This window comes from Syntrophomonas wolfei subsp. wolfei str. Goettingen G311 (assembly GCF_000014725.1).
GTDB lineage: Bacteria > Bacillota > Syntrophomonadia > Syntrophomonadales > Syntrophomonadaceae > Syntrophomonas > Syntrophomonas wolfei.
In genome coordinates, this window is record NC_008346.1 from 554,803 (window position 1) to 580,737 (window position 25,935).

A 25,935-nucleotide genomic window follows, 5' to 3' on the forward strand; every position below is an offset into this window, starting at 1 on the left:
GTGGTTGTGGCTCTGCACCCTGCACCCTGCACCCTGCACCCTTCGGGTACTCCTGATGTTCCATCCTTTGGATGTCACTATTAAGGTTGCGGGTACTCCTGGTGTTCCATCCTTTGGATGTCATTATTAAGGTTGCACCCTTCGGGTACTCCTGGTGTTCCACCCTGCCGGGTGTCACTAATAAGGTTGCGGCCGTGAGGGGCTGTTTAGGAGGTTGTTTTATGCAAGGGCCGGAACTGGTCCTCCCCGCTGGAACCCTGGAAAAACTTAAAACGGCAGTATTATTTGGCGCGGATGCCGTTTATTTTGCCGGCAAGGAATTTGGCCTGAGGGCTTATGCCGGAAACCTCAGCCGGGCTGAGATAGCGGAAGGCCTTGCCTTTGCCCACAGTAGAAAGAAGAAGGCCTACCTGGCCGTAAATATACTGGCCCATAACCAGGATATGCATAAATTACCGGCTTACCTGGAAGAAATGGCCAGTTTGCAACCAGATGGCTTCATAATATCAGATCTGGGAGTATTACGCTTGGCGCAAAAATATGCTCCCTCAATTCCGCTAACCATAAGCACCCAGGCCAATATCAGCAACTATGAAGCGGCTTGCTTTTTTCAGGATCTGGGAGCTCGGCGGATTGTCCTGGCGCGGGAATTGAAACTTGGTGAAATCGAAGAAATCAAAAAGAAAAGCAGCGTAGAGATAGAAATATTTATTCACGGTGCCATGTGCGTATCTTATTCGGGACGCTGTTTACTCTCCTACTACATGACTGGTCGTAGCGCCAACCAGGGAGCCTGTGCCCACCCCTGCCGCTACCGTTACGCCCTGGTTGAGGAAAAAAGACCCGGGGAGTATTTTGGTATAGAGGAAGATGAAAGAGGCAGTTATATATTGAATTCCCGCGACCTTTGCCTGTTGGAATATATCCCCCGCCTGTTGGAAGCGGGAGTGGATGCCTTAAAGGTGGAAGGGCGCATGAAAAGCCCGCTTTATCTTGCCAGTGTGGCCAGTGTTTACCGCCAGGCCATAGACCGGTATAGAGAAAGAACGACCCCTTTTACAGCTGAGGAATTGTCGGTCTGGATGGCAGAGCTGCACAAGACCGCTACCCGGCCCTTTACCAGCGCTTTCATCGGCGAAGAAGAAGACCGGGCCCAGGATATCGACAAGGAAGAAATATCGTTGCGGGCGCAATTTTGCGCTATTGTTACCGGTTATCGCGAGCAGGAAGGCCTGATTGAAGTCGAACAAAGGGCTAATTTCGGCTGTGGCGATTATCTGGAATTTCTATTGCCCGGGGGAGAACTTCTGGGGTTTGTGTTGGAAAAACTATATGATGAAGATTTAGCAGTCCTGGATCGGGCCCGCCATCCCCAACAAAAGGTCTTGATTCCCTTTGACCATGCTCTGCCCGAATTTTCCATATTAAGAAAAGGGGGGACGGTAAATCAAGGATAAGATTTTTCTACGCTTAATCCCCCAGCGAATTGACCTGCTTACCAAGATTATTGAGGCCTATGATCACCTGGGAGTCGTTTCGACTATTGACTCCGGCTCAGGCCTGGTAATAATAAGAGGAAGCGAAGACACTATCCCCGAAATAAAAGAAATATTGAATAACCTGCCTTTCCCCGTTGAAGTTTTGAATTTGGACGAAACAATACTTCCTGCTCCAGTGAAGGCCAGGGAGTAAGGTTAAATTCTTATATAAACTTGATGTCAATGCAAAAAGTTATAAATATGCATTAGCTTGCATAAATATACCGCTCAGCACCCATAACAACGATCGTAGGGTATGTAGGGAACGACCCCCGTGTCGTTCCGAATCAGGCGCAACAACCTTAATAGCGACCGCAAGGCATTGTAGGGGCGGTTTTCGATCGTCAGCTTTCACCTTCGCCAACGCTCGCTTTGTATATTTATGCAACCTTATGCAACAAAAGGGTTTTTTGCAATAGAGTCAAACTTATATATTATAAATGAACTCTTTATGGATTAAATTTTTACCAAACATCTCAATTTCTTCCCCTGCATTTTCACAACAAATACCATGTATTTACTGCTACCCTACAATCCATCTCCAATATTTAGTGCAGATTATATCTTCAATTCTTAGGGATACAAAACTCCTACTTTTGGCATATAAGAACTTTATAAGTATGGGGATTTATTAAGCATACATTCAAGTTATTCAAAAAAACGGGCTTTTTAATAATCCTTTAATTGTGGGAGGCTTTAAAATGATAAAATATTATGCTCATTCTACTGAAGGAGAGGAAGAAAACTGGCAGTTGCTAAAAAAGCATTTGGAAAATGTATCACATCGGGCAGGGATCTATGCGTCTTGTTTCGGAGCGGAAGAATGGGGGGAACTGGCGGGGTTATTACATGATGGAGGAAAATACTCCGATGACTTCCAGGATAAGCTTAAAGGCATGAACTTAAATGTGGACCATTCTACGGCCGGAGCCCAAATAGCATCTGAGCTTTACGGAAATAGGGGATGTTTATTGGCTTATGTTAGTGCCGGACATCACGGTGGTCTACCTAATGGGGGAAGCGATGCAGATGAGGCTTCCCTTATGGGAAGACTGGCAAGAAATCTTCCAAACTATGATGCCTTTTATAAAGAGATTCTCCTACAGCCCCAATTGCCCAGGCTAAATTTGGGCAGGTCTGATAAGCCGGGATTTTCATTGTCCTTTTTTGTACGAATGCTTTTTTCCTGCCTGGTCGATGCGGATTTTCTTGATACAGAAAAGTTCTATACAAAAGAAAAAAACGAAATAAGAAAAAAATTCCCTGATATCAAAACTCTGAATTATAAACTAGAACAATATATTTATAAGATAAGCAAAAAGGCCAAAAGTCCAATTATTAAACGAGAACGGGCACACGTAAGGGCTTGCTGTCGGCAAGCGGCAAAAAAAGAAAAGGGCTTATTTAGTCTTAGTGTTCCTACCGGTGGCGGGAAAACGCTTTCTTCCCTGGAATTTGCTCTTCGCCATGCCTGTAAACATGGAATGGAGCGAGTAATATATGCAGTACCTTTTACCAGCATTATTGAACAGAATGCTGCTGTTTTTAGAGAAGCTCTGGGAGATGATGCTGTATTAGAACATCATAGAAATTATGATTTTGAGGAAGATGAAAACAATCCCAATTACAAACATCGATTAGCAGCAGAAAATTGGGATGCGCCTGTGATAGTTACCACTAATGTTCAATTCTTCGAATCTCTTCTGGCTTATAAACCCTCCCGTTGCCGAAAACTCCATAACATTGCTAACAGTATAGTGATATTGGATGAAGCCCAGACCCTACCGGACAGGCTTTTGCTGCCTTGCCTGGCTATTTTAGAAGAACTGCTGCTGCGTTATGGTGCCACTATAGTATTATGCACCGCAACCCAGCCGCACCTGGAAAAACTGTGGAGCAAAGAGCTGCAAGCAACAGAAATAATCCCTGATAGTGAACGACTTTACGAAGTTCTAAGTAAGAGGGTGACGGTCAGAACGGCAGGAATTTTAAAAGATGAAGAACTAGCTAAGAAACTGGCCGCGCAAAAGCAAGTACTATGCATAGTAAATACCCGCAAACACGCCAGAACGCTGTATAAACTTTTGCCTGAAGCCGAAGGTAATTATCACTTGAGTGCTTATATGTATCCGAAACACCGGAGTGACAAAATTGCGGAAATACGGCAGCGTCTGGCAGAAGGAAGGACCTGCCGGGTGATTTCTACCCAATTAATCGAAGCTGGGGTAGATGTGGATTTTCCGGTAGTTTACAGGGCAATTGCTGGAATTGACGCCATTGCCCAGGCAGCTGGTCGTTGTAATCGCGAAGGGATAGGTGGTCAAGGGGAGGTTTGGGTCTTTATTCCAGAGCAGGGGGTACCGGAAGGCTGGTTTCAACGTATGGCAGCATTGGGAGAAAAAGTATTGCATAAATATGATGACCCCTTATCCCCACAGGCCATTAAGAGTTTTTTTGAATTGCGTTTTGACCTGGCCGGAGAGCAATTAGATGAGTTGGGAATACTAAAGGACTTTGAAGAATGTGCTAGTAAGCTATTGTTCCCGTTTCGGGATGTAGCTGAGAAATTCAGGTTCATTGACGATATTTCAGTACCGATAGTAATTGCTATAGATAATGAATGTAAAGATATCATCAAAAAAGCAGCTTATAGCGATAACCCGGGAGGACTTGCCCGGAGCTTGCAAAGATATACAGTAGGAATCACCCCATGGGAAGCTATTGCCTACGAAAAGGCAGGTGGTATTCGTAAAGTGGCAGGTTTATTCAATGTTATGGAGGAGGTGAATAATTACGATGATAACATGGGATTATTGCCATTGAGTAATGTTGAAACAGATATCTATGTTGTGTAATTGGGGATAAAGTGAGGTGAAGAAATGGGCTATGGAGTAAAACTAAAGGTATGGGGTGACTTTGCCTGTTTTACCCGACCGGAAATGAAAGTGGAGCGGGTAAGCTATGATGTCATTACTCCCTCAGCAGCACGGGGCATATTAGAAGCAATCCACTGGAAACCAGCCATAAGATGGGTAATTGAACGCATTACAATACTGAATGAGATTAAATTTGATAGTTTTCGCCGCAATGAGCTAAGTGGACGCATATCAGCAGTTACGATGAAAAGTGCCATGAATGGCAGGGAAGTCTTATTGCGCCAAACTATTGAAGATAACCGTCAGCAGAGAGCTACTTTATTATTGCGTAATGTTGCCTATATCATTGAAGCCCACTTCGAGATGACGGAAAAAGCTGAAGCGGATGACAGCGAAGAAAAACATTACAATATGTTCCTGCGCCGTGCTAGACAAGGGCAGTGCTTTCACCGACCCTATTTCGGCTGTCGCGAGTTTCCTGTGGAATTTGCACTATTGGAAGAGGAAGTGCCCCCTTCTCATTACCGGGATTTAGAGGAAAAGGATTTAGGATGGATATTATTAGATATTGATTTCAAAAATGATATGACCCCCCTGTTCTTTCGAGCTATTATGCGCCATGGAGTGATAGAAGTACCACCCCTATATGAGGAGGTAAACGCATGATTATTCAGTCTTTGCAAGAGTATTACGAGCGTTTAGATAAAGACCCACTATCAGGAATTGCTCCTATGGGCTATAGCAAAGCTAAGGTTGCTTTTGCCTTCAATTTATCTGAGAACGGAGAACTATTAGATATTTTTCCTTTGTATGAAGTGAAGGGGAACAAGAAGATTTCTAGAGAGATGCTAGTACCTGAGCAGGTCAAACGATCTTCGGGAGTGAACGCAAATTGTCTTTGTGATAACAGCAGCTATGTGCTGGGAATTGACAACAAAGGCAAGGAACAAAGAAGCAGGGATTGCTTTATGGCTTTTAAAGAGTTACACAATGAGATACTGACCGGGGTGGTGGATGAGGGGGCAAAGGCAGTCTTGGTTTTCCTGAATTCCCGTGAAGCCGGCCAGTTTTCGGAAAAAACGCTTCAGGATAATATGGAGCAATTACTTGAAGGCGGCAATATCGTATTCAGGTTAGACGGAGCAGATGGCTATATTCATGAGCGAGCACCTATAAAAAAAGCCTGGGAAAAATACCAGGAAACCGATAAAACTGATGCATATATAGCTCAATGCCTGGTATCGGGAGAAAAAGGCCCGGTTGCCCTGCTGCATCCATCTATCAAAGGTGTAAGAGGAGCACAATCATCAGGTGCATCGATTGTATCGTTTAATGATGATGCCTATGTTTCGTATGGCAAGAAACAAAGCTACAATGCACCCGTATCGGTAAATACTACTTTTGCTTATACCACAGCTTTAAACTATTTGCTTTCTAATCCGAAAAACAGAATAAAGATAGGAGATACTACTGTTGTATTCTGGGCGGAGCGGGAACCGGAAGAAAACCTGATTGCAGCATTTTTTGATCCTCCAGAGGAACCCAAAGAGCAGGAAATGGCGCAAATCGACCATGCATCAATACAAAAAATCCGGGATATACTGATGCAATTGCGGGATGGGAAAAAACCGCCTAATGTTGACATTGATGAAAGAACCCGTTTTTATATATTGGGTTTAGCGCCTAATGCTGCCCGGATATCAATCCGCTATTATTACCAGGGGGAATTCGGAACCTTGATGAAAAATGTTGGCCTTCATTATGCGGATATGCTGGTTGTTTTGCCTAAAGATTACCGGCCCGTATTTCCTCCGGTCTGGCGAATTTTAATGGAAACCGCTACTGGAGGAAATACAGAAAACATCCCGCCCATACTTGGAGGAGCGCTTATGCGAACAATTTTAAGTGGCGGAGCCTATCCCCAGAGCCTGTATTCAGTTATTCTAAGCCGAATTCGGGCCGATAGCATTGTGAACCCCATCCGTACAGGGATAATAAAAGCCTGTTTGCTCCGCCAATTCAGAATAAACGGACAAAAAGAAAAGGAGGATGTGATTAAAATGAGTCTTAACCCAGAGAATACAGCTCCTGGTTACTTGTTAGGGAGGCTTTTTGCTCTCCTGGAAATAGCCCAGCAAGATTCAGCAGACACTAAACTCAATGCAACTATAGTTGACCGTTGTTATGGAACGGCATCTACAACCCCTGCAGCAATTTTCCCCATGCTTGTAAAACTCTCAAAACACCACCTAAAAAAGATAAAATCAACGAAACCCGGTCTTGGATATGCACTTGATAATAAAATGCAAGAAGTAGTCAATGTACTGGATGACACCAAAGGATTGCCCAGGTATCTAAACCTTGATGAGCAAGGATTATTTGTACTGGGGTACTACCAGCAAAAACAAGACTGGTATACCAGCAAGGAAAAACAAGGAGGAATTATTGATGGCGACAACAATTAAAAACAGGTATGAGTTTGTACTTTTCTTTGATGTGGAGAATGGGAACCCAAATGGAGATCCAGATGCCGATAATATGCCTCGTATCGATCCGGAAACTAGTTTTGGCTTAGTCAGTGATGTTTGTATTAAACGCAAAATAAGAAATTATGTAGCACTGCTTAAGGAGAACGAGGATGATTACCAGATATATGTCCAGGAAAAAGCTGTGTTAAATAATCAACATAAAAAAGCATATGAGCATTTCAAAATAAAACCCGAATCCAAAAAGCTTCCTAAAGATACAGCTCAAGCGGAAGCAATTACCCAGTTTATGTGTAAAAACTTTTATGACATACGAACTTTCGGAGCTGTTATGACCACGGAGGTAAATTGCGGACAAGTACGAGGACCAGTACAACTTGGTTTTTCCCGTAGTCTAGATCCCATAGTACCCCAGGAAATAACTATAACCCGTATGGCTGTTACCAATGAAAGAGATTTAGAAAAAGAGAGAACTATGGGTCGCAAACACATTGTTAATTACGCTCTTTATCGTGCCGAAGGCTTTATCTCTGCTCCTTTGGCAGATAAAACTGGTTTCTCGGAAGAGGATCTTGAACTGCTTTGGGATGCATTAATTAATATGTTTGATCACGACCGCTCGGCTGCAAGGGGTAAGATGTCCAGTCGCAAATTATATGTATTTAAACACGACAGCAAATTGGGTAATGCGCCGGCAAGTATTCTTTTTGATGCTATAACTGTAAAGAAAATAAACGGCAACAAGCCGGTTCGAAATTTCAGCGATTACGAGATTTCAGTAACCGGGAATGAGATTCCCCAAGGAGTTGAAGTCCTTGAGTTACTCTAAAAAGTATCGGGAGGACGAGCTTTTAGCCATTTCCGGCCTGCAACACATTGCCTTTTGCGAAAGACAGTGGGCTTTGATTCATATTGAGCAGCAATGGGATGAAAATCTCAGAACAGCAGAAGGACGGATACTTCATGAAAGGGTACATGACCAGGAATATAAAACTTATAAGCCAGGTGCAATAATCGTGAGGGGGATGCCCTTGCAATCCTTTGGTTTAGGATTATATGGAGTGGCTGATCTGGTAGAGTTCGTAGAACAACAGGGCGGAGCAGGAATTTCACTCCCTGACCGAGCTGGATTATATCTGCCCCGTCCGGTTGAATACAAAAGAGGCAAATCCAAAAAAGGCGATTATGACCGTATCCAATTATGTGCGCAGGCCATGTGCCTGGAAGAGATGCTGCACTGTGACATTGAAGAAGGGGACTTGTATTATGGAGAAACCCGCAGACGGGAAAAGGTTAAGCTTGATAGCGAATTGAAGGAGGAAGTCATAAGATTATCACAACATATGCATAGACTCTATAGTGAGGAGGTAACTCCAAAACCCGACATGAGGCTCAGTGTTTGCAAAAGCTGCTCCGTGATGAATGTATGTATGCCAAGAATAAGATTAAAAAGTAGTGTAAGAAGCTATTGGAATAAAGCTTTGGAGGAATTATCACCAGTAGAAAACGAGGTGAGGTGATTGCGGCGCTTATTAAATACTCTATATGTAACGACACCTGATTCGTATCTGGCTCGTGAAGGGGAAAATATTCTTATCCGCCTGGAGGAAAAAATTGTTTTCCGTATACCATCACATAACATTGAAGCGATTGTTTATTTTGGTTATCCGGGAGCAAGTCCATCTTTATTGGGTCTCTGTGCCGAAAAAGGAATAACGGTAAGCTTTTTCAGTCCAAATGGCAGGTTTTTAGCTCGGGTTGAGGGACCGCAAACCGGCAATGTTTTGTTACGACGCAAACAATATCGTATGGCTGATGAGGAAAACCAGGTTCCCGTATTAGCGAAGTACTTTATTGCGGCAAAAATATTGAATAGTAGAGCCGTCCTTCAGAGAGGACGCAGAGATCATCCAGATAAAGTTGGGGATAGTATTGAGCGAAGCATTGCCTTACTTGCTGGTTCAGTTAAAAAGGTATTTGATAGTGAAAACCTTAATGATATACGCGGATTAGAAGGTGATGCGGCACAGAGGTATTTTTCAGAAGTGGACAATCTAATTCTTGAACAGAAACAGGATTTTTTTATGGCTGCCAGGAGTAGACGGCCGCCTTTAGACAATGTAAATGCATTATTATCTTTTTTCTATACACTATTGGTTCATGAATGTAGAGCTGCTTTAGAAAGTGTAGGGCTTGATCCGGCTGTAGGATTCTTACATAGAGATAGACCTGGTCGGCCTAGTTTAGCATTGGATTTAATGGAAGAACTTCGTCCATATTTGGGGGACAGGATGGTTCTTTCACTAATTAATCGCAAGCAGATTAATAAGGACGATTTTATAACAAAAGAGAATGGAGCCGTGTATGTTCTACCTGATACCAGGAAGATGCTCCTGACGGTCTGGCAAAAGCGTAAACAAGAAGAAATTATCCATCCATATTTGGAAGAAAAGATTCCGATAGGATTGTTACCATATACGCAGGCTCTATTGCTTGCTAGGTTTTTACGGGGTGATTTGGATGCTTATCCGGCATTCATTTGGAAATAGGGGTGAATAATCATGATGGTGTTGATTACTTATGATGTTAATACTACTGACAAAGATGGGCAGAAACGTTTGAGAAAAGTGGCTAAAAAGTGCGTTGACTACGGTCAACGGGTTCAAAATTCAGTTTTTGAATGTTTATTGGAACCAGCACAGTTTGTCATGTTAAAGAATGAATTAGAGGCAATAATAGATGCAAATAAAGATAGTTTAAGATATTATATGCTTGGGTCTAACTGGAAAAGAAGAGTTGAACATGTGGGAGCAAAAGAAACCTATGATCCAGAAGGTGTCATGGTACTTTAGCGCGAACCTGAAGTAGTTGGACAAACTGTGGGCGGTTCGCGATAGCTAGTTATAGGGTATTAGGATGGTTTTCTATTCTATTAATGGAGCCAATTTTATAAACCCCTTTGTTTTCGCGGATACAATGCTTGGGAATCCCAATGTATAGCAATTAGTAAAGTAACAGTCGCACCCCATGCGGGTGCGTGGATTGAAACGTGCCTAGTAGGTGAAGTGGTGTTTGTTATGGTGCGTCGCACCCCATGCGGGTGCGTGGATTGAAACATCATAATAAGAAGCTTCATGGTCGTGACAATTGCAGTCGCACCCCATGCGGGTGCGTGGATTGAAACTATTAAAGCGACCGGAAATTTGTAAACCGGGGGTGGTCGCACCCCATGCGGGTGCGTGGATTGAAACTATTAAAGCGACCGGAAATTTGTAAACCGGGGGTGGTGTCGCACCCCATGCGGGTGCGTGGATTGAAACTATTAAAGCGACCGGAAATTTGTAAACCGGGGGTGGGTCGCACCCCATGCGGGTGCGTGGATTGAAACCGGCAAAAAAATTGCATGGTACTACCATGCAGGGCAGTCGCACCCCATGCGGGTGCGTGGATTGAAACGATATATTGATGGTAAAATTTGTAAACTATGCCCCGTCGTCGCACCCCATGCGGGTGCGTGGATTGAAACCACCCAGACCATGGTGGAACCAATGAACAAATGACCATGTCGCACCCCATGCGGGTGCGTGGATTGAAACTATAATAATAGTAATATAAAAATATTAAGGAGTTGAGTCGCACCCCATGCGGGTGCGTGGATTGAAACCAGCATAAAGGGAATATTTTTTGTTATTATACTTGTCGCACCCCATGCGGGTGCGTGGATTGAAACGGAAATCATAACAGGCTGGCAGTTGGTGAAGACATTTGTCGCACCCCATGCGGGTGCGTGGATTGAAACATATCTTTCAATTTATCACTACTATACTTGTGCCGGGTCGCACCCCATGCGGGTGCGTGGATTGAAACTATCAGATAATAGCCTAACAGATGCCCAAAAAATTGTCGCACCCCATGCGGGTGCGTGGATTGAAACTAAGCTTATAGCATCTTGATTTGCTATTTTTTTAAGTCGCACCCCATGCGGGTGCGTGGATTGAAACCTACTCAAACGAACTTGAAAAAAGCATTGAAGCAGTCGCACCCCATGCGGGTGCGTGGATTGAAACTCAGCATGATATACTTAACTCAAGAGATAAGGAAGTCGCACCCCATGCGGGTGCGTGGATTGAAACCTGGTTTTCGTTTTGTAGTTGGTGGATGTAATTCATTGTCGCACCCCATGCGGGTGCGTGGATTGAAACTAAACCTGTTACCCGGATCACTTAAATCAAACAGGACTGTCGCACCCCATGCGGGTGCGTGGATTGAAACTTTGTCATAATCATCCATCAGGTGATACAATGCCGTCGCACCCCATGCGGGTGCGTGGATTGAAACAAGCTATCCCAACATTAAAAGAAAAAACTAACAAAGTCGCACCCCATGCGGGTGCGTGGATTGAAACACAATTGCCGATAAAACCTATTCAATCCGCTTAAGTCGCACCCCATGCGGGTGCGTGGATTGAAACTTAGAGTGCTAACTAAAAACCTAAAATAAATATAAGTCGCACCCCATGCGGGTGCGTGGATTGAAACTTCATAAATCTTTAAAAAATTTTTTAAAATCTAAGTCGCACCCCATGCGGGTGCGTGGATTGAAACCTTCAAACATTGTTATACCTCCTTGTTAATATCCGTCGCACCCCATGCGGGTGCGTGGATTGAAACTGCGAGAAATGAAAAAATATTGCATTAAATTACCTGTCGCACCCCATGCGGGTGCGTGGATTGAAACAATCGAACAAATTAAAACCCGCTACCGGGAACTAGCGTCGCACCCCATGCGGGTGCGTGGATTGAAACTTTAATACCCTCTATAAGATATATAAGCAACTGTTAGTCGCACCCCATGCGGGTGCGTGGATTGAAACTCTAAGGTCTGTTATGGGTATTTGTTGTAATTGTCGTCGCACCCCATGCGGGTGCGTGGATTGAAACTTTGAAAAATACATAGCATCCAACCTAGTAGGCGGTCGCACCCCATGCGGGTGCGTGGATTGAAACGATAAAAGCGACCGGAAATTTGTAAACCGGGGGCGGTCGCACCCCATGCGGGTGCGTGGATTGAAACAAAAAATGGTAGACCTAACAGCCAGCAAATTCTCAGTCGCACCCCATGCGGGTGCGTGGATTGAAACAATGGTGCGGAAAAGTTTTTGTAGACCGGATAAGTGTCGCACCCCATGCGGGTGCGTGGATTGAAACCGGTCAACATAAAGCAATGTGGTATTTTTTCGGTTAGTCGCACCCCATGCGGGTGCGTGGATTGAAACCTTTTGCCAATTCAATTTTAAGCTGGCCGGACATAGTCGCACCCCATGCGGGTGCGTGGATTGAAACATGTTCTACTCTATATTTTTCAGCTTCTTCCTTTGTGGTCGCACCCCATGCGGGTGCGTGGATTGAAACAAGGAGGTAAATAAATAAATGATAAATAACAGTAGTCGCACCCCATGCGGGTGCGTGGATTGAAACAATGGTGCGGAAAAGTTTTTGTAGACCGGATAAGGTCGCACCCCATGCGGGTGCGTGGATTGAAACTAGTAGTGTTGAGTGCTATAAGGTAAAAGGATTAATTGTCGCACCCCATGCGGGTGCGTGGATTGAAACCATAATAGCTCATAAACAAGCAAAGCATGGCCTATCGTCGCACCCCATGCGGGTGCGTGGATTGAAACGTATTACCTCCCCATTAATTATATTATCATTGTAGTCGCACCCCATGCGGGTGCGTGGATTGAAACTTAACATAATATCACCTGCATATTTACCGATAATTTCGTCGCACCCCATGCGGGTGCGTGGATTGAAACATCATGGACAAGGAGCATAATTTTAGCATTGTTTGGTCGCACCCCATGCGGGTGCGTGGATTGAAACGCCAACCTGACAACCTTTGATGTATTCCATTAATTGTCGCACCCCATGCGGGTGCGTGGATTGAAACAGATATATATTGTAAAAATATTTTATATTGCTCGTCGCACCCCATGCGGGTGCGTGGATTGAAACTTAGGCAATTACAAGTAAAATATAAATATTTAGCTGTCGCACCCCATGCGGGTGCGTGGATTGAAACACCGCAACAAACCATGAAACCCATAAACAATACGGTCGCACCCCATGCGGGTGCGTGGATTGAAACAGTGGTCAGATATGTAAATACAATTGGAATAAGGGTCGCACCCCATGCGGGTGCGTGGATTGAAACAGTGGTCAGATATGTAAATACAATTGGAATAAGGGATGTCGCACCCCATGCGGGTGCGTGGATTGAAACATGTCGTTTTTAGTGCTTACAAATCCCTATTTCTAGTCGCACCCCATGCGGGTGCGTGGATTGAAACAATTGGAATAAGGGATTGCACATAGTTGAATTTATGTCGCACCCCATGCGGGTGCGTGGATTGAAACGGGAAGTCATTTTACTTTAGTGTACTATTACACTAGTCGCACCCCATGCGGGTGCGTGGATTGAAACGGGTAAATTAGTAAGAAAATAATTGCCATTTATGGTCGCACCCCATGCGGGTGCGTGGATTGAAACATAGAACAATTTGAGTATATCACAGCTAAAAAATTAGTCGCACCCCATGCGGGTGCGTGGATTGAAACAGAATTGCAATTGTAAAGCCGATCATAAAATAACGTCGCACCCCATGCGGGTGCGTGGATTGAAACAGCTATTCAAATGACCTTGAACTATCCATAGAAGCGGTCGCACCCCATGCGGGTGCGTGGATTGAAACATATATAAGAGTTTATCGTGGTTTTGATTATGGAGTCGCACCCCATGCGGGTGCGTGGATTGAAACAAAGCATCATATCTCTATCGCTTGTCTCCCCGGTCTTAAGTCGCACCCCATGCGGGTGCGTGGATTGAAACAAAGAGGCGAGAATCCTTGTGATGGGTGCAATATGGTCGCACCCCATGCGGGTGCGTGGATTGAAACTGCTGTATTGCCAGAAGATGTTAGCCAAAATGAAGTCGCACCCCATACGGGTGCGTGGATTGAAACTTGGGTGGGGAAATTCTGACTGTTTACCAGGCTATGTCGCACCCCATGCGGGTGCGTGGATTGAAACTCACAAGTGAGCCGGGTCTTGTCGCCCCGGGTCTCGGTCGCACCCCATGAGGGTGCGTGGATTGAAACCGTCAGTGATAGTACCTCTCAAAATATCCCTAAACAGTTGCGGTGGAGCAACTTGCAGCTCTGTTTATGATGATCGTGGGCTCCTCGTTTTATAAAATTTACCTCCAGGGTTAATTTGATTCTTGACTCTGTCATTTGTCCATGCTATAGTAAATTTACCTCAAAGGTAAATTACAAAACGAGGTGATGGGTTGCAGATAGAGTATAAGAGCCGTGGAATCGAAAAGGTGTGTACAAACGCTCACGAGGCTGAAAAGAAACACGGAAAAAATATGGCGGCGAAGATACACCAGCGAATAGATGAAATAACTGCTGCGGATTCTGTCGAAATGCTGATTCAATATAAAATCGGCGGCTGCCACATACTCAAGGGAGATAGAAAGAAACAATATGCCATGGTTTTAATTCAGCCCTACCGCCTTGTATTCGAGATGAAAGGTTCTGAGATTCAAATTGTCCGTGTCATAGAAATCATTGACTATCATTAAATCTGTTGCATAAGAAGGAGGTAGCACAGATGGTGAGAAGCCGTACAATAATTGCATCACCGCCAGGCGCGACCATAAAGGAGCAGCTTGTTGATAGAGGAATGAGCCAGAAAGAGTTTGCTCGGAGAATGGATATGTCTGAAAAGCATATCAGTAGACTTATCAATGGTGAAGTCCAGTTGACCCCTGACATGGCCATGCGTCTTGAGATGGTGCTTGGGGCTCCTGCACAGTTTTGGAGCAGGCTAGAGTCCGTCTACCGTGAGAAGCTGGCAAAGGCCAACGCTGAGAACGAAATGGATGCAGATATAGAAATAGCAAAAAAGTTCCCTTACAAAGAGATGTCAAAAAACGGATGGGTTCCTGAAACAAGCAAAGCTAAAGAAAAGGTGGTCCATCTCCGTAAACACTTTGAAGTAGTTCAGCTTGGTTTGCTTCAGGGCACTTTAATTCCTGGCATAGCCTGCAGACGCTTAGCTGACCATAAAAAAGCCGACTACGCTTTGTATGCATGGGCACAGAAAGCTAAACTTGAGGCAAGACACATCGATACGAAACCCATCAATATAAACAAGCTCTCGAATATAATACCGCATATTAGGAAGATGACGCGGGAGAATCCCGGGATATTTTGTGGCGAGTTAGTCAGTATGCTTGCCGACTGCGGTATAGCGATTGTTTTTCTTCCTCATATTGGGGGATCATTTTTGCACGGCGCTACATTCTATGACGGAGGTAAAATCGTCATGGGACTGACTGTGCGAGGCAAAGATGCAGATCGCTTTTGGTTTAGCCTTTTTCATGAATTTGCCCACATTATTTATGGGCACATTGGTCAACCGAATGGCACTTCAGATGCGGATGAGTCTGCCGCGGATGAATTCGCTAAGGAGACTCTAATCCCAAGCAAGGAATTTAATTCGTTTATTGCAAAGAAAGATTTCTCTAAATCATCACTTGTTCAATTTGCTAATGTGGTTGGAATTGATGCTGGAATCGTGGTCGGGAGGCTGCAAAAAGAAGGTTATATCGAATATAGTTGGTACAATGACTTGAAAACCAAATATAAGATTACTGCATAGCATAAAGCTAAGCGAATAGAAAAGCATCTGTTTTCAATGGGCAGGTGTTTTTTTATATCCATTTAGGGGGGGAGATAGATGAAAATACCAATTTTGTTTGGTTTGTTAAAACCCCGAGCCAGTCCTAAAAATAGTCTGTATGGAGGCACATACAGCTTTTTATTCGGCGGATGTGTTTGGCAAGTATAAAATACATCAAACGGCAAAAAATAAATCCAGCACCCCAGTTTCCACTATTTCCTTATCGTGGAATGTGTAAGTCTGTAGCTTTGTCCACCAAAAACCAGTAGATGACTATGGTGGATTAAGCGGTCAATAATCGCACTGGTTAACTTCTCATCGTAGAATATGCCATTCCATTTACTAAACTCTAAGTTGGTAGTGATAATAATACTGCGTTTTTCATAGCAATCAGCTACTACCTGAAAGAGTAGCTGCGCACCCTGGCGATCCAGGGGAATATAACCCCATTCATCGCAAATTAGTAAATCCAGCTTCGCCAGTTGCTTTAGCATTTTGCCCAGATTACCAGCATTTTGAGCATCATTTAACTCGTTGACCAGGGTTGATGTTCTATAAAATCCCACCTTCTTTCCTTGATTACAGGCTTCTACACCGATGGCGGTAGCCATATGGGTTTTGCCCGTTCCCACCGGGCCATATAGAATCAGGTTTTCCCTGTTTTTTAGGAGGGCTGCAGTTTTCAAATCATCTAATGGTATTGATGCCGGTATCTCAATATGATCAAAACTGTAGCCATTAAAGGTTTTTATTACATCAAAACCGGCTTGTCTTAAACAGCGGTTTTTACGGTTTAATTCCCGTCCCTTAACCTCTATTTCTAAAAGTTTAGCCAGAAACTCTTCGTGGGTATCAGCCTTAATATCTGCATAGTTCTGTACTATGCTGTTCCCCCAGCGTAATTGCTTGCAATAGTCTTTAATCAATTCTTTCATCTGCACTCACCTGCTTTCAGGAAAGTATCATAGCAGGTCAGATCAGGAGTATATATTGCCGGTGAATTTATGCCGGCAGATAATAACGGCAAAAAATCATTAAAGGTTGGTTCGGTTAATCGGCGGTAGCTTAACAGGATACTGTCAGCATCTGCTTTGCCGGAATCTAATGTCTCCAGCAAGCATATGGTTGCTGTATCCATATCTGTTTCGGTTATCATACGTACTAAAAGATTTAGGCTCTTCTTTTTTTCCGCGTAATCCAGATTATTAAAATAGTCCTGCCAGGGGTCAGGTAGTTCGCGATAAAATCCAGTATATTTCAAAGCATTAGGGCGTTTGGCCAGTGTAGTTAGGTAAGGCAGCCAATCCATTAGTTCCTGATTCTGGCCATATAATCGTTTATGTTTTACGATAGGCTGGTATTGTTCGTTTAATAGTTCCACCTGATGGGCACCTAGCCTCATATATAGTTCTTTATTTGCCACCTGGGGTGATGCGGAATATACGTTTGTATCAACACAGACTTTGCCGTATTTGTTGGCCGATAATTTCTGCATACGGCCGATCGTAAATGGTTTGGCCGGCAGGGGTAGCATGGCTGTAAGGTCATCTTGGAGAAGCTCATTTATTACCCGGCCTTTACGGTAATGTTTCCGACAGTGGTCTTTTTCAGCCACGGCAAAAAGTCCCTGGTTAAATTCTTCAATATCACTAAAACTGGGTTCGGGTACAAAGTAGTTCCTGCGGCTGTAACCCACCTTGTTTTCAACATGGCCTTTTTCGTGCCCTTTACCGGGGTTGCAAAATTGGGGCTTAAAGCCGTAGTGGAGGGCGAAGCGGTAAAATTGGTCTACTAGTTTCCGCTCTCCTTTTTCCCCAATACCAGCAACTGCCGCTGACATATTATCAAACCAGATTATCCGGGGAACATGCTCTAAATATTCAAATATGTCTTTTAGTCCGGTTAACAGGCATTCCTGGTTCTGACCCCGAAATATCTGGGGATACCCAGCATTACTATACGGCAGCGAAAGAATTAATTCATATCCTTTGACTTTCTGGCCTTGCTCAATCATGACGATTTCGCCGAAGTCTACCTGCGCTTCTCCTGCTGGGTGTTCCAGGGGAAGGTAGCCTTCTTCTTCACCGTATAGTTCTTTTTTTCTGGCAGATACATAAGTGCGAACAGTTCTTTCACAAGCATTAAATATATCCTGATGTTCATCACACAGCCGGTCGTAGATGCGCCGAGCAGTGTGCCGTTGTTTAACTGGCCGGTTCAGGTCTTCTTTAAGCCAGGCGTCAATTATCGGTTTTACCGGGTCAAGCTTCGAAGGTCGTCCTCTTTTAGGTTTTCGGATTTCATTGAAATCGGTTTGCTCTGCATATTTTTTTACAGTCCTGAAATCATGTCCGGTCTCTTCGGCAATACTCCTAAGGGATTTGCCTTTATGAAAGTTTAAGTGTTTGATATGATATTGTTGTATCATCGTTAGCATCCTTTCTTATCTACCTCCTTTTGTCTCTTCAACAAAAAGGGTAGTATATTTTGGGGGTGCTGGCGATGATTTTTTTTCCAATTTACTGCTGTATTTTTAACTTGCCATTCGCTGTATTTTTATTGTGCCATAAACAGGCGGAACCGCCAGCGGTAAAACCGTCAATGAAAGAACGGCCATGCAAACCACCGCCGTGTACGCCTGTGAGGCCTATGATCATCTGGGAGTCGTTTCGACTATTGAATCCGGCTCAGGTCTGGTAATAATAAGAGGAACTGAAGATACTATCCCCGAAATAAGAGAAATACTGGACAATCTCCCTTTCCCGGTTGAAGTTTTGGATTTCAACGAAACAGAATTTCCTGCTCTAGTAAAGGCCAGGGAGTAGTCGCACCCCAATGATATTTTTAGGGCAGATAAGCAAAACAGCTAGTCTGCCCATTAGTATTACATTATACGCAGGCTGACATAACAAAGAAATTGCATGCTTGTCGACCTCACCTTAGCAACATGCGGTGGGCGTAGTTTTGAAAACCGTCATTATTCTATTTTCTGAGCCAACATAGTGGTCTGGTACTCAATTACTTGCTCACCACGCTGATTATAGGTCTTATTTTTGTATATAAACAAGTTCATCCGGGGATTTTTAGTCGGGCGGAAATCAACTACCTCAGCATCGGCTGTCAGGGTATCACCAAAGAGCACCGGCGAGGTGATTTTTACATTATCTACACCAATATAAGCATAGATTTCATACCCGTCTTTCGCCAAAAGTTCAGCGATATTGTCGGCATTATGAACCAGTCCGTCAGCTACCGTAAAAATAATCGGCCCGGCCAGCGAACGCTCTTTGAACCAGGTTCCTTTGGCATATTCCGAATTGCTGTGAACCGCCATGTTAAACCAGGTGAGTTGATGTAAGATTGAAAAGTCCCCCACATCAAGTGTCCGGCTAACCCGGCAAGGAATTTTGGTACCCGCTGCTACACTGCTCATTAACTGATTCCTCCTTTTAATGTAAGGGGACACACCCCTTAATTGCTTCATTTTACTCTCTTCGTTTTACCCTTAACTAACTTAATGAAAATACTTGTCAGCTTATTAATCCCAGGCTTGCCCACGGGGAATGTCCCATTTATATATCCTCCCCCCACAGGGGGAAAGGGCTGCATGGAGCAGTTTACTATGATCAGCAGATCTTCCATGGGAAGAACCTGCCGGTAAAATTAACGAAGAACCGAGCCTGCAATAATCATGCGTTGAGCTTCGGACGTACCTTCGCCAATCTCGGTTAACTTGACATCGCGATAAAAGCGTTCAACCTTCGCTCCCTTCATGAAGCCATATCCGCCCTGAATTTGCACTGCTTTAGTGGTATGCCGGGCCGCACATTCGGAACAGAACAACTTGGCTTTGGAGGCAGCTACGCTAAATGGTTTGCCCTGGTCTTTTATAAAGGCGGCGTTCATATACAGGAAACGGGCAGCATCTATATCGGTGGCCATGTTGGCGATAAACCATTGAATAGCTTGTTGACTGGCAATGGGTTTCTTAAACTGAACCCGCTCCTTCGAATACTTGATTGATTCATCCAGGCAGCCCTGGGTGATGCCGGTGGACATGGCAGCAATACCTATACGACCAACATCAAGCGCACTCATGGCGATCTTAAAACCATCTCCCTCCTTGCCCAGCATGCAATCAGCCGCTACCACACAGTCTTTGAAAACGACTTCAGAGGTCTGGGAGCCGCGAACCCCCATCTTATCAAAATGTTGGCCTACATTAAGTCCCGAGCTTCCCTGGGGAACTAGGAAGCAGCTCATTCCTTTGGCACCGGCCGAGCGGTCGGTATAGGCGAAAACCACGAAAACGTCAGCAAGAATTGCGTTGGTGATGAAAGTTTTGGTCCCGTTCAAAATATATTTATCACCTTTTTTTACCGCTGTAGTGGTGGCCGAGCTGACATCCGTTCCCGCTCCGGGTTCAGTCAATGCAAAGGAACCTACAAGCTTTCCGGCGGCCAGGCCGGGCATCCATTTTTGCTTCTGTTCTTCATTGCCAAAAGTAAGTATGGGGTGTCCGATCAGGCCGTAGCTGTATCCATGAAGAAAACCGGTAGTAGCGCAGGAGCGGGCCAATTCTTCGGTAACGATCATGGTAGTAAGGAATTCCGCTCCGCCGCCCCCATATTCACTTGGGTAGGAAATGCCCATCATGTCAAGTTCCGCCAGTTTATCAAATACTTCGACCGGATGGCGACTTTCTTGATCGATTTTTGTGGCCACGGGTTCGATATACTTCAAAGCGAACTCGCGGGCATTTGACCTGATTAGCTCCTGTTCTTCCGAAAGCATAAAATTCATAAATACACCTCTTTCATCTTAAATTCACGTCAATGTTTGCCACGACAAAACAGCTGGTAGGTTGCGGTAATAAAAATAATATCTACCAATTTAAGTTTACCATGTACTCTTGGCCCAAATCTACATTCAAATTTGTCATCCATCTCCCATCATAATTAACACCTGAAAGATAAACTCAGGCGGGTGCGTGGATTGAAACATGGAAGCTAATAATAAGGAAAAGGCTAATACCCATCACACCCCACGTGGGTAAGGATGGAAACGATGTAAAAGATGGCAACCCCAATGGAAATCCCGAGTCGCACCCCATGCGGGGTAGATAATATATCGCCAAAACCGTCCTCGTGATATACAGGAATAGAATCCCTCTTCTATGGTCAAAGCTATGGCTAAAGGCTTAAAGGGGGTTTTTATTTTGTCGCTCCGGCGTCTCTATTTATTGATGAGCTTTTTTTTGCTGCTTTATATGATCCTGGTCCTGAGGATTGCCTATTTTCAAGTAATAAAAGGCCAGGACCTGGCAGCTCAGGCGACAGCCATGCGCAGTCAGGGCATAAGACTAAGTGAATATTCCCGGGGAGAAATACTGGATAGGAATTACCAGCCTTTAACGGGGAGTTACACATCAACTGCGCTTTATGGGCTGCCTGCCGGAATGAGAAGTAACCGATCTGTCAGTGATAAGGTATACGGAAGGGATACCCTGCAGGTGACGGGCGAGATTCTGGGCCAGATTCTGGATAAGCAGGATAGTAAGGCGATTCAAGAACAGTTGCGGCTGGCTGCTAAAAATGGCACTACTTTTGTTCGTATAGCTTCTGACCTGAGTGAAGCAGAAGTCCAGCGAGTCATTTCCCATAATCTGCCCGGAATTACGGTGGCCCCTTTGATTAAAAGATATCGCCAGGACGGATTTTGCTGTCATGTCCTGGGTTATGTCGGGGGATACCAGAATAACGAAGGGCAGGCGGGAATAGAAAAACGCTATAATGCTTTACTGCAAAAAGGCAGCTCTCCCCAGGAGTTGCTTTCCGTTTATGATGCGCGGGGGGCGCTTATTAAAGGCTTGAATTTCAAATTCTATGAGGAAGAGGATAGGGCCAGGGGCAGTGTGGTTTTGACTATAGATAAAAGAATTCAGGAAATAGTGGAGGAGGAAATATCCGCCCAAGTAAAATCAGGTGCAGTAGTAGTAATGGATGTTGACAGCAGGGAAGTATTGGCAATGGCCAGTCGGCCGTCATTCAATCCTTATCATATCGAATACCTGTTAAAACATGACCAGAACAGCAGCCTGATTAACCGGGCCTTGAGCCGCTATCATCCCGGTTCGCTTTTCAAAATATTGGTGACAACGGCTGCTCTGGAGGAAAACCTGGTATCTGAGCGGGATAAGTTCCATTGTTCCGGAAAATATGTTTTCAATGAGACCCAGTCCACTTCTTGTTGGAAGGAGGAAGGGCACGGAGAGCTGAGTTTTGCCCAGGCATTTGCCTGCTCTTGCAATCCGTCATTTATCGAAGTGGGTCAAAGACTGGGAAGAGAAAAGCTCTTGACCTATGTGGATAAATTGCATTTATGTGATGAAACCCTGCTGGGCTATGCATACCATCCCGGTTCCTATGTCAGGATCAACCCGGGGAAGATAGCTCTCAGCAATGCCTGCCTGGGACAGGAAGGAGTAATGCTAAGCCCGTTGCAGATAAGCTCCCTGCTGGCTACCGTAGCTGATGACGGACTCTGGCAAGCCCCATCATTGCTGCGCTATACCATAAACAGCAAAGGGGAGCGCAGCAGGATAGCATCAAGCCGCAAGGAAAGGGTAATCAGCCCGGAAACAGCGGGCAAGGTCCAAGAGCTTATGGAATTGGTGGTTAGTGAGGGAACAGGAAAAAATGCGGCTTTGGCCGAGATTAAGGTAGCAGGAAAAACAGCTAGCAGCGAAACGGGAAACTGGAAAGAAGACGGAGAGCAATCCCTGGATACCTGGTTTGGCGGTTATTTTCCGGCGGATAACCCCCGCTGGGTCGTGCTGGTTCTAGTGCAGGAAGGGGAATCGGGAGCAGTAGATGCGGCTCCGGTTTTCAAGAATATTGCCCGTGAGATGCTGAAAATACTTTAAAAGAAGGGGCCGTTCTTTTTGTTTTGCATAACAGAAAGAGAGTCTCTTTTTTTGTAGCAAATTTATCTTTGACCTTTATTGACTATTAACCATAAGGCCGTTATAATAATCTTAGAGACTATTGGAAATAACAGAAAAAAGAAGCTAAAGCTCAGTTAATGAAGGAGGGAGATAAGATGGCTAAAGCAGTGGGTATAGACCTGGGGACCACCAATTCAGTGGTAGCCATTATAGAAGCCGGGGACCCGGTAGTAATAGTGAATGCTGAAGGCAACCGCACCACCCCTTCGGTGGTCGCATTTAAGGACAACAATGAAAGACTGGTGGGGCAGATTGCCCGGCGCCAGGGAGCTTTAAATCCAGAAAACACTTTTTATTCGGTCAAGAGGTTTATGGGCCGGCGTTATTCCGAGGTGGAAAGCGAGCGCAAGCTGCTTCCCTATACGGTAGTATCCGGACCCAATGATGCTGTTCGCTTCAAAAGCCGGGACAAGCTGCTGGCTCCGGAAGAAATCTCCGCCATGGTTTTAAAGAAGTTGGTGGAGGACGCTTCCCAATACCTGGGAGAGAAGGTCAAGGATGCGGTAATTACTGTTCCTGCCTACTTTAATGACGCCCAGCGGCAGGCTACCAAGGATGCCGGCCGTATTGCCGGGCTTAATGTTTTGCGGATAATAAACGAACCGACCGCAGCCGCCCTGGCTTATGGTCTGGATAAAAAGGCCAACCAGACTATTCTGGTATTTGACCTGGGAGGAGGAACTTTTGATGTCTCTATCCTGGAGGTGGGTGACGGCGTGTTTGAGGTTAAGTCCACCAACGGTGATACCCACCTGGGCGGGGACAATTTTGACAAGGCTATTGTGGATTGGCTGGCCGAAGAATTCAAGAAAGATTATGGCATAGATTTGCGGAAAGACAAACAGGCTTTGCAAAGGCTGGTAGAAACAGCGGAAAAGGCTAAAATAGAGCTTTCCAGCGTGCTGGAGACCAGCATCAGCTTGCCTTTTATCACGGCTGATGCCTCTGGAGCCAAACACCTGGACATGAAGCTGTCCCGGGCCAAATTTGAGGATTTAATCCATAAAGATTTGGAACGACTGCGGGGACCGGTGAAAGCGGCTTTAGACGATGCAAGACTTTCGGCTCGTGATATCGATGAAGTAATACTGGTAGGGGGTTCCACCCGCGTACCGGCGGTGCAAAAGCTGGTGCGGGAATTAAACGGAAAAGAACCCAACCTGGGGGTCAACCCGGATGAAGTTGTAGCCGTTGGAGCAGCTATTCAGGCCGGAGTTCTCGCTGGAGAAGTCAGAGATGTACTGCTCTTGGATGTAACGCCCCTTTCCCTGGGGGTGGAAACCATGGGAGGAATAATGACCCGTATAATTGAACGCAATACCACTATTCCGGCCCGCCGTAGCGAAATCTTCAGTACGGCCGAGGATAAGCAGCCGGCGGTTGATATTCATGTACTGCAGGGAGAACGGGAAATGGCCCGGGACAACCGTTCTCTGGGTCAGTTCAAGCTGGAGGGTATTACCCCGGCACCCCGGGGTGTTCCGCAGATCGAGGTCAGTTTTGACATTGATGCCAATGGCATATTGACTGTGAGCGCCCGCGATCAGGCTACGGGGAAAGAACAAAGTGTAACTATCAGCGGTTCTTCTAATTTAGATAAGGCTGAGGTTGACCGTATGGTTAAAGATGCCCAGACCTATAGCGAGGAGGATAAGAAACGGCGTCAGGAAGTGGAGGTAATGAACCAGGGTGACAGCCTCTGCTATACGGTGGAGCGCAAGTTGAAAGCGGTGGGCGAGCAGCTCCCGCTGCATGAAAAAGCTCGTATAGAGGAACTTTTACAGGAGCTCAAAAAAGTCCTGGAGGAGAAGGCAGGTTTGGATAAGCTGAAAGAGCTGATTGATGAATTGGGGCAGGCGGCCTATAGCTTGGATAATATAGAGCCCGCAGCTGCGGGGCCGGATAGAAGCGGCCCGGCTGCAGAGGGGAATGCTGAGGTAGTGGATGCCGAGTTTGAAGAGAACTAAAATGGAGGGGCCCAAATGGCAGTTAAGTACCTTGATTATTACAAAATCCTGGGTGTGGAGCGCGATGCCGACGCCAAAAAGATAAAGGCGGCCTACCGCAAGCTGGCCCGCAAGTGGCATCCGGATTTGCATTCCGGCAAAAAGCGGGAGGAAGCCGAAGAAAAAATCAAAGAAATTAATGAGGCCTATGAAGTACTCAGTGACCCGGAAAAAAAGGCTCTCTATGACCGCCTGGGCCCCAACTGGAAAAACGGCGAGCGGGTGGATTCCTCCGGTTTTGGGGATGGGGTTTTCTATCGCAGCAGTAATATAGACCCGGAGGACTTGCAGGGTTTCAGCGAGTTCTTTTCCAGCCTTTTTGGCGCAGAGCCGGGCCGCCAAAGCCGGAGAGCCTCTTACCGCAGTGCTCCGGTCAGGGGGCAGGACATAGAGAGTACTATTGAGTTGAGCCTGGAGGAAGCCTACCACGGGCTTAGCAAGTCCATAACCCTGTCCACGGCCGCCGCCTGCCCGGAATGCCAGGGCAGCGGCTTTGTGGGCCGGGGATTTTGCCGGCGCTGCGGCGGTACCGGTAGTATTTCCGAGGCCAGGACCCTGCAGGTAAGGATACCTCCCGGTGTCCACGAGGGCAGTAGCATCCGCCTCAAAGGCCAGGGAGGAGAGGGGCTGGGCGGAGCCGAACGGGGTGACCTCTATCTCCAGGTTCATATCCTCCCCCATCCTGTTTTTACGCTGCGGGGCCGGGATTTGGAAACGGAAATCACTTTGCGGCCGGAGCAGGCCGTTCTGGGAGACCGGGTTACTGTGGCCACTCTGGATCGCCAGCTGACGCTTAAAGTCCCGCCGGGAAGCCGCAGCGGGCAGAAACTACGGCTAAAAGGCAAGGGCATGCCCGCCCGCCAGGGGGAAAACGGAGATCTCTATGCCCGGATTAAGATTGACCTCCCCCGCGACCTGTCGGAAGAGGAAAAGGAACTCTATCGTCAACTGGCAGAGCTGCGTGCTCCCCGTCAGGCGGAGAGGGGGGTAGCCGAATGAGACTGGTAAAGATTTATTACCATAGTAAGGAAGAAGAAATTCCACTCAGCTGGCTCAACCTGCACCCGGATTTATTAAAGATTATGGAAGAAATGGGGATAATAGAGCTGGCCGGTGATAGCATTAAAGCTGATGGCCTGCAAAAGATTTATAAGATGATGCGCCTGAAAAACCTTCTGGGGGTTAACTTTAATGGCGCAGCTATTATTGTAGATTTACTGGAGCGTATCGAAGAACTGGAAGATGAAATCGAAGAACTGAAGAGAAAGAGGTGATA

20 protein-coding genes and 1 CRISPR repeat array are annotated in these 25,935 nt (G+C 45.6%); of the genes, 16 read left to right on the forward strand and 4 right to left on the reverse strand.

Annotated elements, in window-relative coordinates:
- Nucleotides 1-221 precede the first annotated feature (221 nt).
- From SWOL_RS02405 to SWOL_RS02450, 11 genes are all read left to right on the forward strand, one after another.
- Nucleotides 222-1,457, forward strand: coding sequence for a peptidase U32 family protein (locus SWOL_RS02405; protein ID WP_011639917.1), 1,236 nt, complete (start codon nt 222-224; stop codon nt 1,455-1,457).
- A 16-nt stretch (nt 1,458-1,473) separates the two neighbouring features.
- The gene (locus tag SWOL_RS13910) at nt 1,474-1,692 is read left to right on the forward strand and encodes a DUF4911 domain-containing protein (protein ID WP_278078280.1); all 219 of its coding nucleotides are present in this window, start codon (nt 1,474-1,476) and stop codon (nt 1,690-1,692) included.
- A gap of 547 nt (nt 1,693-2,239) precedes the next feature.
- Entirely contained in the window at nt 2,240-4,393 is a 2,154-nt protein-coding gene (locus tag SWOL_RS02410) for a CRISPR-associated helicase/endonuclease Cas3 (protein WP_011639918.1), read from the forward strand.
- 24 nt (nt 4,394-4,417) lie between these two features.
- Entirely contained in the window at nt 4,418-5,080 is a 663-nt protein-coding gene (gene cas5c / locus SWOL_RS02415; RefSeq protein ID WP_011639919.1) for a type I-C CRISPR-associated protein Cas5c, read from the forward strand.
- Complete coding sequence (cas8c, locus tag SWOL_RS02420; protein ID WP_011639920.1) at nt 5,077-6,879, forward strand: type I-C CRISPR-associated protein Cas8c/Csd1; 1,803 nt, start codon at nt 5,077-5,079, stop codon at nt 6,877-6,879. The genes cas5c and cas8c overlap by 4 nt, the downstream gene beginning before the upstream one ends.
- On the forward strand, nt 6,863-7,729 hold the full coding sequence (gene cas7c / locus SWOL_RS02425) for a type I-C CRISPR-associated protein Cas7/Csd2 (RefSeq protein ID WP_011639921.1): 867 nt from the start codon (nt 6,863-6,865) through the stop codon (nt 7,727-7,729). Before cas8c ends, cas7c begins: the two co-directional genes overlap by 17 nt.
- The gene (gene cas4 / locus SWOL_RS02430; RefSeq protein WP_011639922.1) at nt 7,716-8,420 is read left to right on the forward strand and encodes a CRISPR-associated protein Cas4; all 705 of its coding nucleotides are present in this window, start codon (nt 7,716-7,718) and stop codon (nt 8,418-8,420) included. Before cas7c ends, cas4 begins: the two co-directional genes overlap by 14 nt.
- Entirely contained in the window at nt 8,421-9,449 is a 1,029-nt protein-coding gene (gene cas1c / locus SWOL_RS02435; RefSeq protein ID WP_011639923.1) for a type I-C CRISPR-associated endonuclease Cas1c, read from the forward strand. It abuts the gene before it with no gap.
- Nucleotides 9,450-9,461: 12 nt separating this feature from the next.
- Nucleotides 9,462-9,752, forward strand: a complete 291-nt coding sequence (cas2, locus tag SWOL_RS02440) for a CRISPR-associated endonuclease Cas2 (RefSeq protein ID WP_011639924.1) — start codon at nt 9,462-9,464, stop codon at nt 9,750-9,752.
- A gap of 165 nt (nt 9,753-9,917) precedes the next feature.
- A CRISPR array of direct repeats spans nt 9,918-14,056; the repeat unit is 32 nt; unit sequence GTCGCACCCCATGCGGGTGCGTGGATTGAAAC.
- 191 nt (nt 14,057-14,247) lie between these two features.
- Complete coding sequence (locus SWOL_RS02445) at nt 14,248-14,544, forward strand: type II toxin-antitoxin system RelE/ParE family toxin (RefSeq protein ID WP_011639925.1); 297 nt, start codon at nt 14,248-14,250, stop codon at nt 14,542-14,544.
- A 29-nt stretch (nt 14,545-14,573) separates the two neighbouring features.
- Nucleotides 14,574-15,626, forward strand: a complete 1,053-nt coding sequence (locus SWOL_RS02450; RefSeq protein WP_011639926.1) for a HigA family addiction module antitoxin — start codon at nt 14,574-14,576, stop codon at nt 15,624-15,626.
- Nucleotides 15,627-15,859: 233 nt separating this feature from the next.
- On the opposite strand, the gene istB is transcribed toward SWOL_RS02450, so the two are convergent.
- Both istB and istA read right to left on the reverse strand, forming a co-directional pair.
- Nucleotides 15,860-16,582 (reverse strand): IS21-like element helper ATPase IstB, encoded by a 723-nt coding sequence (gene istB / locus SWOL_RS02455; protein ID WP_011639493.1) that lies wholly within the window; start codon nt 16,580-16,582, stop codon nt 15,860-15,862.
- The gene (gene istA, locus SWOL_RS02460) at nt 16,579-18,075 is read right to left on the reverse strand and encodes an IS21 family transposase (protein ID WP_423218532.1); all 1,497 of its coding nucleotides are present in this window, start codon (nt 18,073-18,075) and stop codon (nt 16,579-16,581) included. Before istA ends, istB begins: the two co-directional genes overlap by 4 nt.
- 187 nt (nt 18,076-18,262) lie before the next feature.
- Here istA and SWOL_RS02465 point away from each other — a divergent pair, with 187 nt between their 5' ends.
- Nucleotides 18,263-18,472, forward strand: coding sequence for a DUF4911 domain-containing protein (locus tag SWOL_RS02465; protein ID WP_011639927.1), 210 nt, complete (start codon nt 18,263-18,265; stop codon nt 18,470-18,472).
- 152 nt (nt 18,473-18,624) lie between these two features.
- Here SWOL_RS02465 and SWOL_RS02470 read toward each other — a convergent pair whose 3' ends face one another.
- Both SWOL_RS02470 and SWOL_RS02475 read right to left on the reverse strand, forming a co-directional pair.
- Nucleotides 18,625-19,080 carry a hotdog family protein gene (locus tag SWOL_RS02470; RefSeq protein WP_011639928.1) on the reverse strand — a complete coding sequence of 152 codons (456 nt, stop codon included), beginning with the start codon at nt 19,078-19,080 and terminating at the stop codon, nt 18,625-18,627.
- A 230-nt stretch (nt 19,081-19,310) separates the two neighbouring features.
- Nucleotides 19,311-20,450: an acyl-CoA dehydrogenase family protein gene (locus SWOL_RS02475; RefSeq protein WP_011639929.1), complete on the reverse strand. Its 1,140-nt coding sequence runs from the start codon at nt 20,448-20,450 to the stop codon at nt 19,311-19,313.
- 415 nt (nt 20,451-20,865) lie between these two features.
- Here SWOL_RS02475 and SWOL_RS02480 point away from each other — a divergent pair, with 415 nt between their 5' ends.
- The 4 genes from SWOL_RS02480 (at nt 20,866) to SWOL_RS02495 (ending at nt 25,933) form a co-directional block, all read left to right on the forward strand.
- Nucleotides 20,866-22,572 carry a peptidoglycan D,D-transpeptidase FtsI family protein gene (locus SWOL_RS02480; RefSeq protein ID WP_011639930.1) on the forward strand — a complete coding sequence of 569 codons (1,707 nt, stop codon included), beginning with the start codon at nt 20,866-20,868 and terminating at the stop codon, nt 22,570-22,572.
- Between the two features lie 176 nt (nt 22,573-22,748).
- Nucleotides 22,749-24,620, forward strand: coding sequence for a molecular chaperone DnaK (gene dnaK, locus SWOL_RS02485; RefSeq protein WP_011639931.1), 1,872 nt, complete (start codon nt 22,749-22,751; stop codon nt 24,618-24,620).
- Nucleotides 24,621-24,635: 15 nt separating this feature from the next.
- Nucleotides 24,636-25,658, forward strand: coding sequence for a DnaJ C-terminal domain-containing protein (locus SWOL_RS02490; protein ID WP_011639932.1), 1,023 nt, complete (start codon nt 24,636-24,638; stop codon nt 25,656-25,658).
- Entirely contained in the window at nt 25,655-25,933 is a 279-nt protein-coding gene (locus tag SWOL_RS02495) for a chaperone modulator CbpM (protein ID WP_011639933.1), read from the forward strand. The genes SWOL_RS02490 and SWOL_RS02495 overlap by 4 nt, the downstream gene beginning before the upstream one ends.
- Nucleotides 25,934-25,935 lie beyond the last annotated feature (2 nt).

Coding starts and splice junctions, on each gene's coding strand:
- SWOL_RS02495 (WP_011639933.1), top strand. CDS start 25,655: ATGAGACTGGTAAAGATTTATTACCATAGTAAGGAAGAAGAAATTCCA.
- SWOL_RS02450 (WP_011639926.1), top strand. CDS start 14,574: ATGGTGAGAAGCCGTACAATAATTGCATCACCGCCAGGCGCGACCATA.
- cas8c (WP_011639920.1), top strand. CDS start 5,077: ATGATTATTCAGTCTTTGCAAGAGTATTACGAGCGTTTAGATAAAGAC.
- cas7c (WP_011639921.1), top strand. CDS start 6,863: ATGGCGACAACAATTAAAAACAGGTATGAGTTTGTACTTTTCTTTGAT.
- cas2 (WP_011639924.1), top strand. CDS start 9,462: ATGATGGTGTTGATTACTTATGATGTTAATACTACTGACAAAGATGGG.
- SWOL_RS02465 (WP_011639927.1), top strand. CDS start 18,263: ATGCAAACCACCGCCGTGTACGCCTGTGAGGCCTATGATCATCTGGGA.
- SWOL_RS02405 (WP_011639917.1), top strand. CDS start 222: ATGCAAGGGCCGGAACTGGTCCTCCCCGCTGGAACCCTGGAAAAACTT.
- istA (WP_423218532.1), bottom strand. CDS start 18,075: ATGATACAACAATATCATATCAAACACTTAAACTTTCATAAAGGCAAA.
- dnaK (WP_011639931.1), top strand. CDS start 22,749: ATGGCTAAAGCAGTGGGTATAGACCTGGGGACCACCAATTCAGTGGTA.
- istB (WP_011639493.1), bottom strand. CDS start 16,582: ATGAAAGAATTGATTAAAGACTATTGCAAGCAATTACGCTGGGGGAAC.
- cas5c (WP_011639919.1), top strand. CDS start 4,418: ATGGGCTATGGAGTAAAACTAAAGGTATGGGGTGACTTTGCCTGTTTT.
- SWOL_RS02475 (WP_011639929.1), bottom strand. CDS start 20,450: ATGAATTTTATGCTTTCGGAAGAACAGGAGCTAATCAGGTCAAATGCC.
- SWOL_RS02490 (WP_011639932.1), top strand. CDS start 24,636: ATGGCAGTTAAGTACCTTGATTATTACAAAATCCTGGGTGTGGAGCGC.
- SWOL_RS02470 (WP_011639928.1), bottom strand. CDS start 19,080: ATGAGCAGTGTAGCAGCGGGTACCAAAATTCCTTGCCGGGTTAGCCGG.
- SWOL_RS02410 (WP_011639918.1), top strand. CDS start 2,240: ATGATAAAATATTATGCTCATTCTACTGAAGGAGAGGAAGAAAACTGG.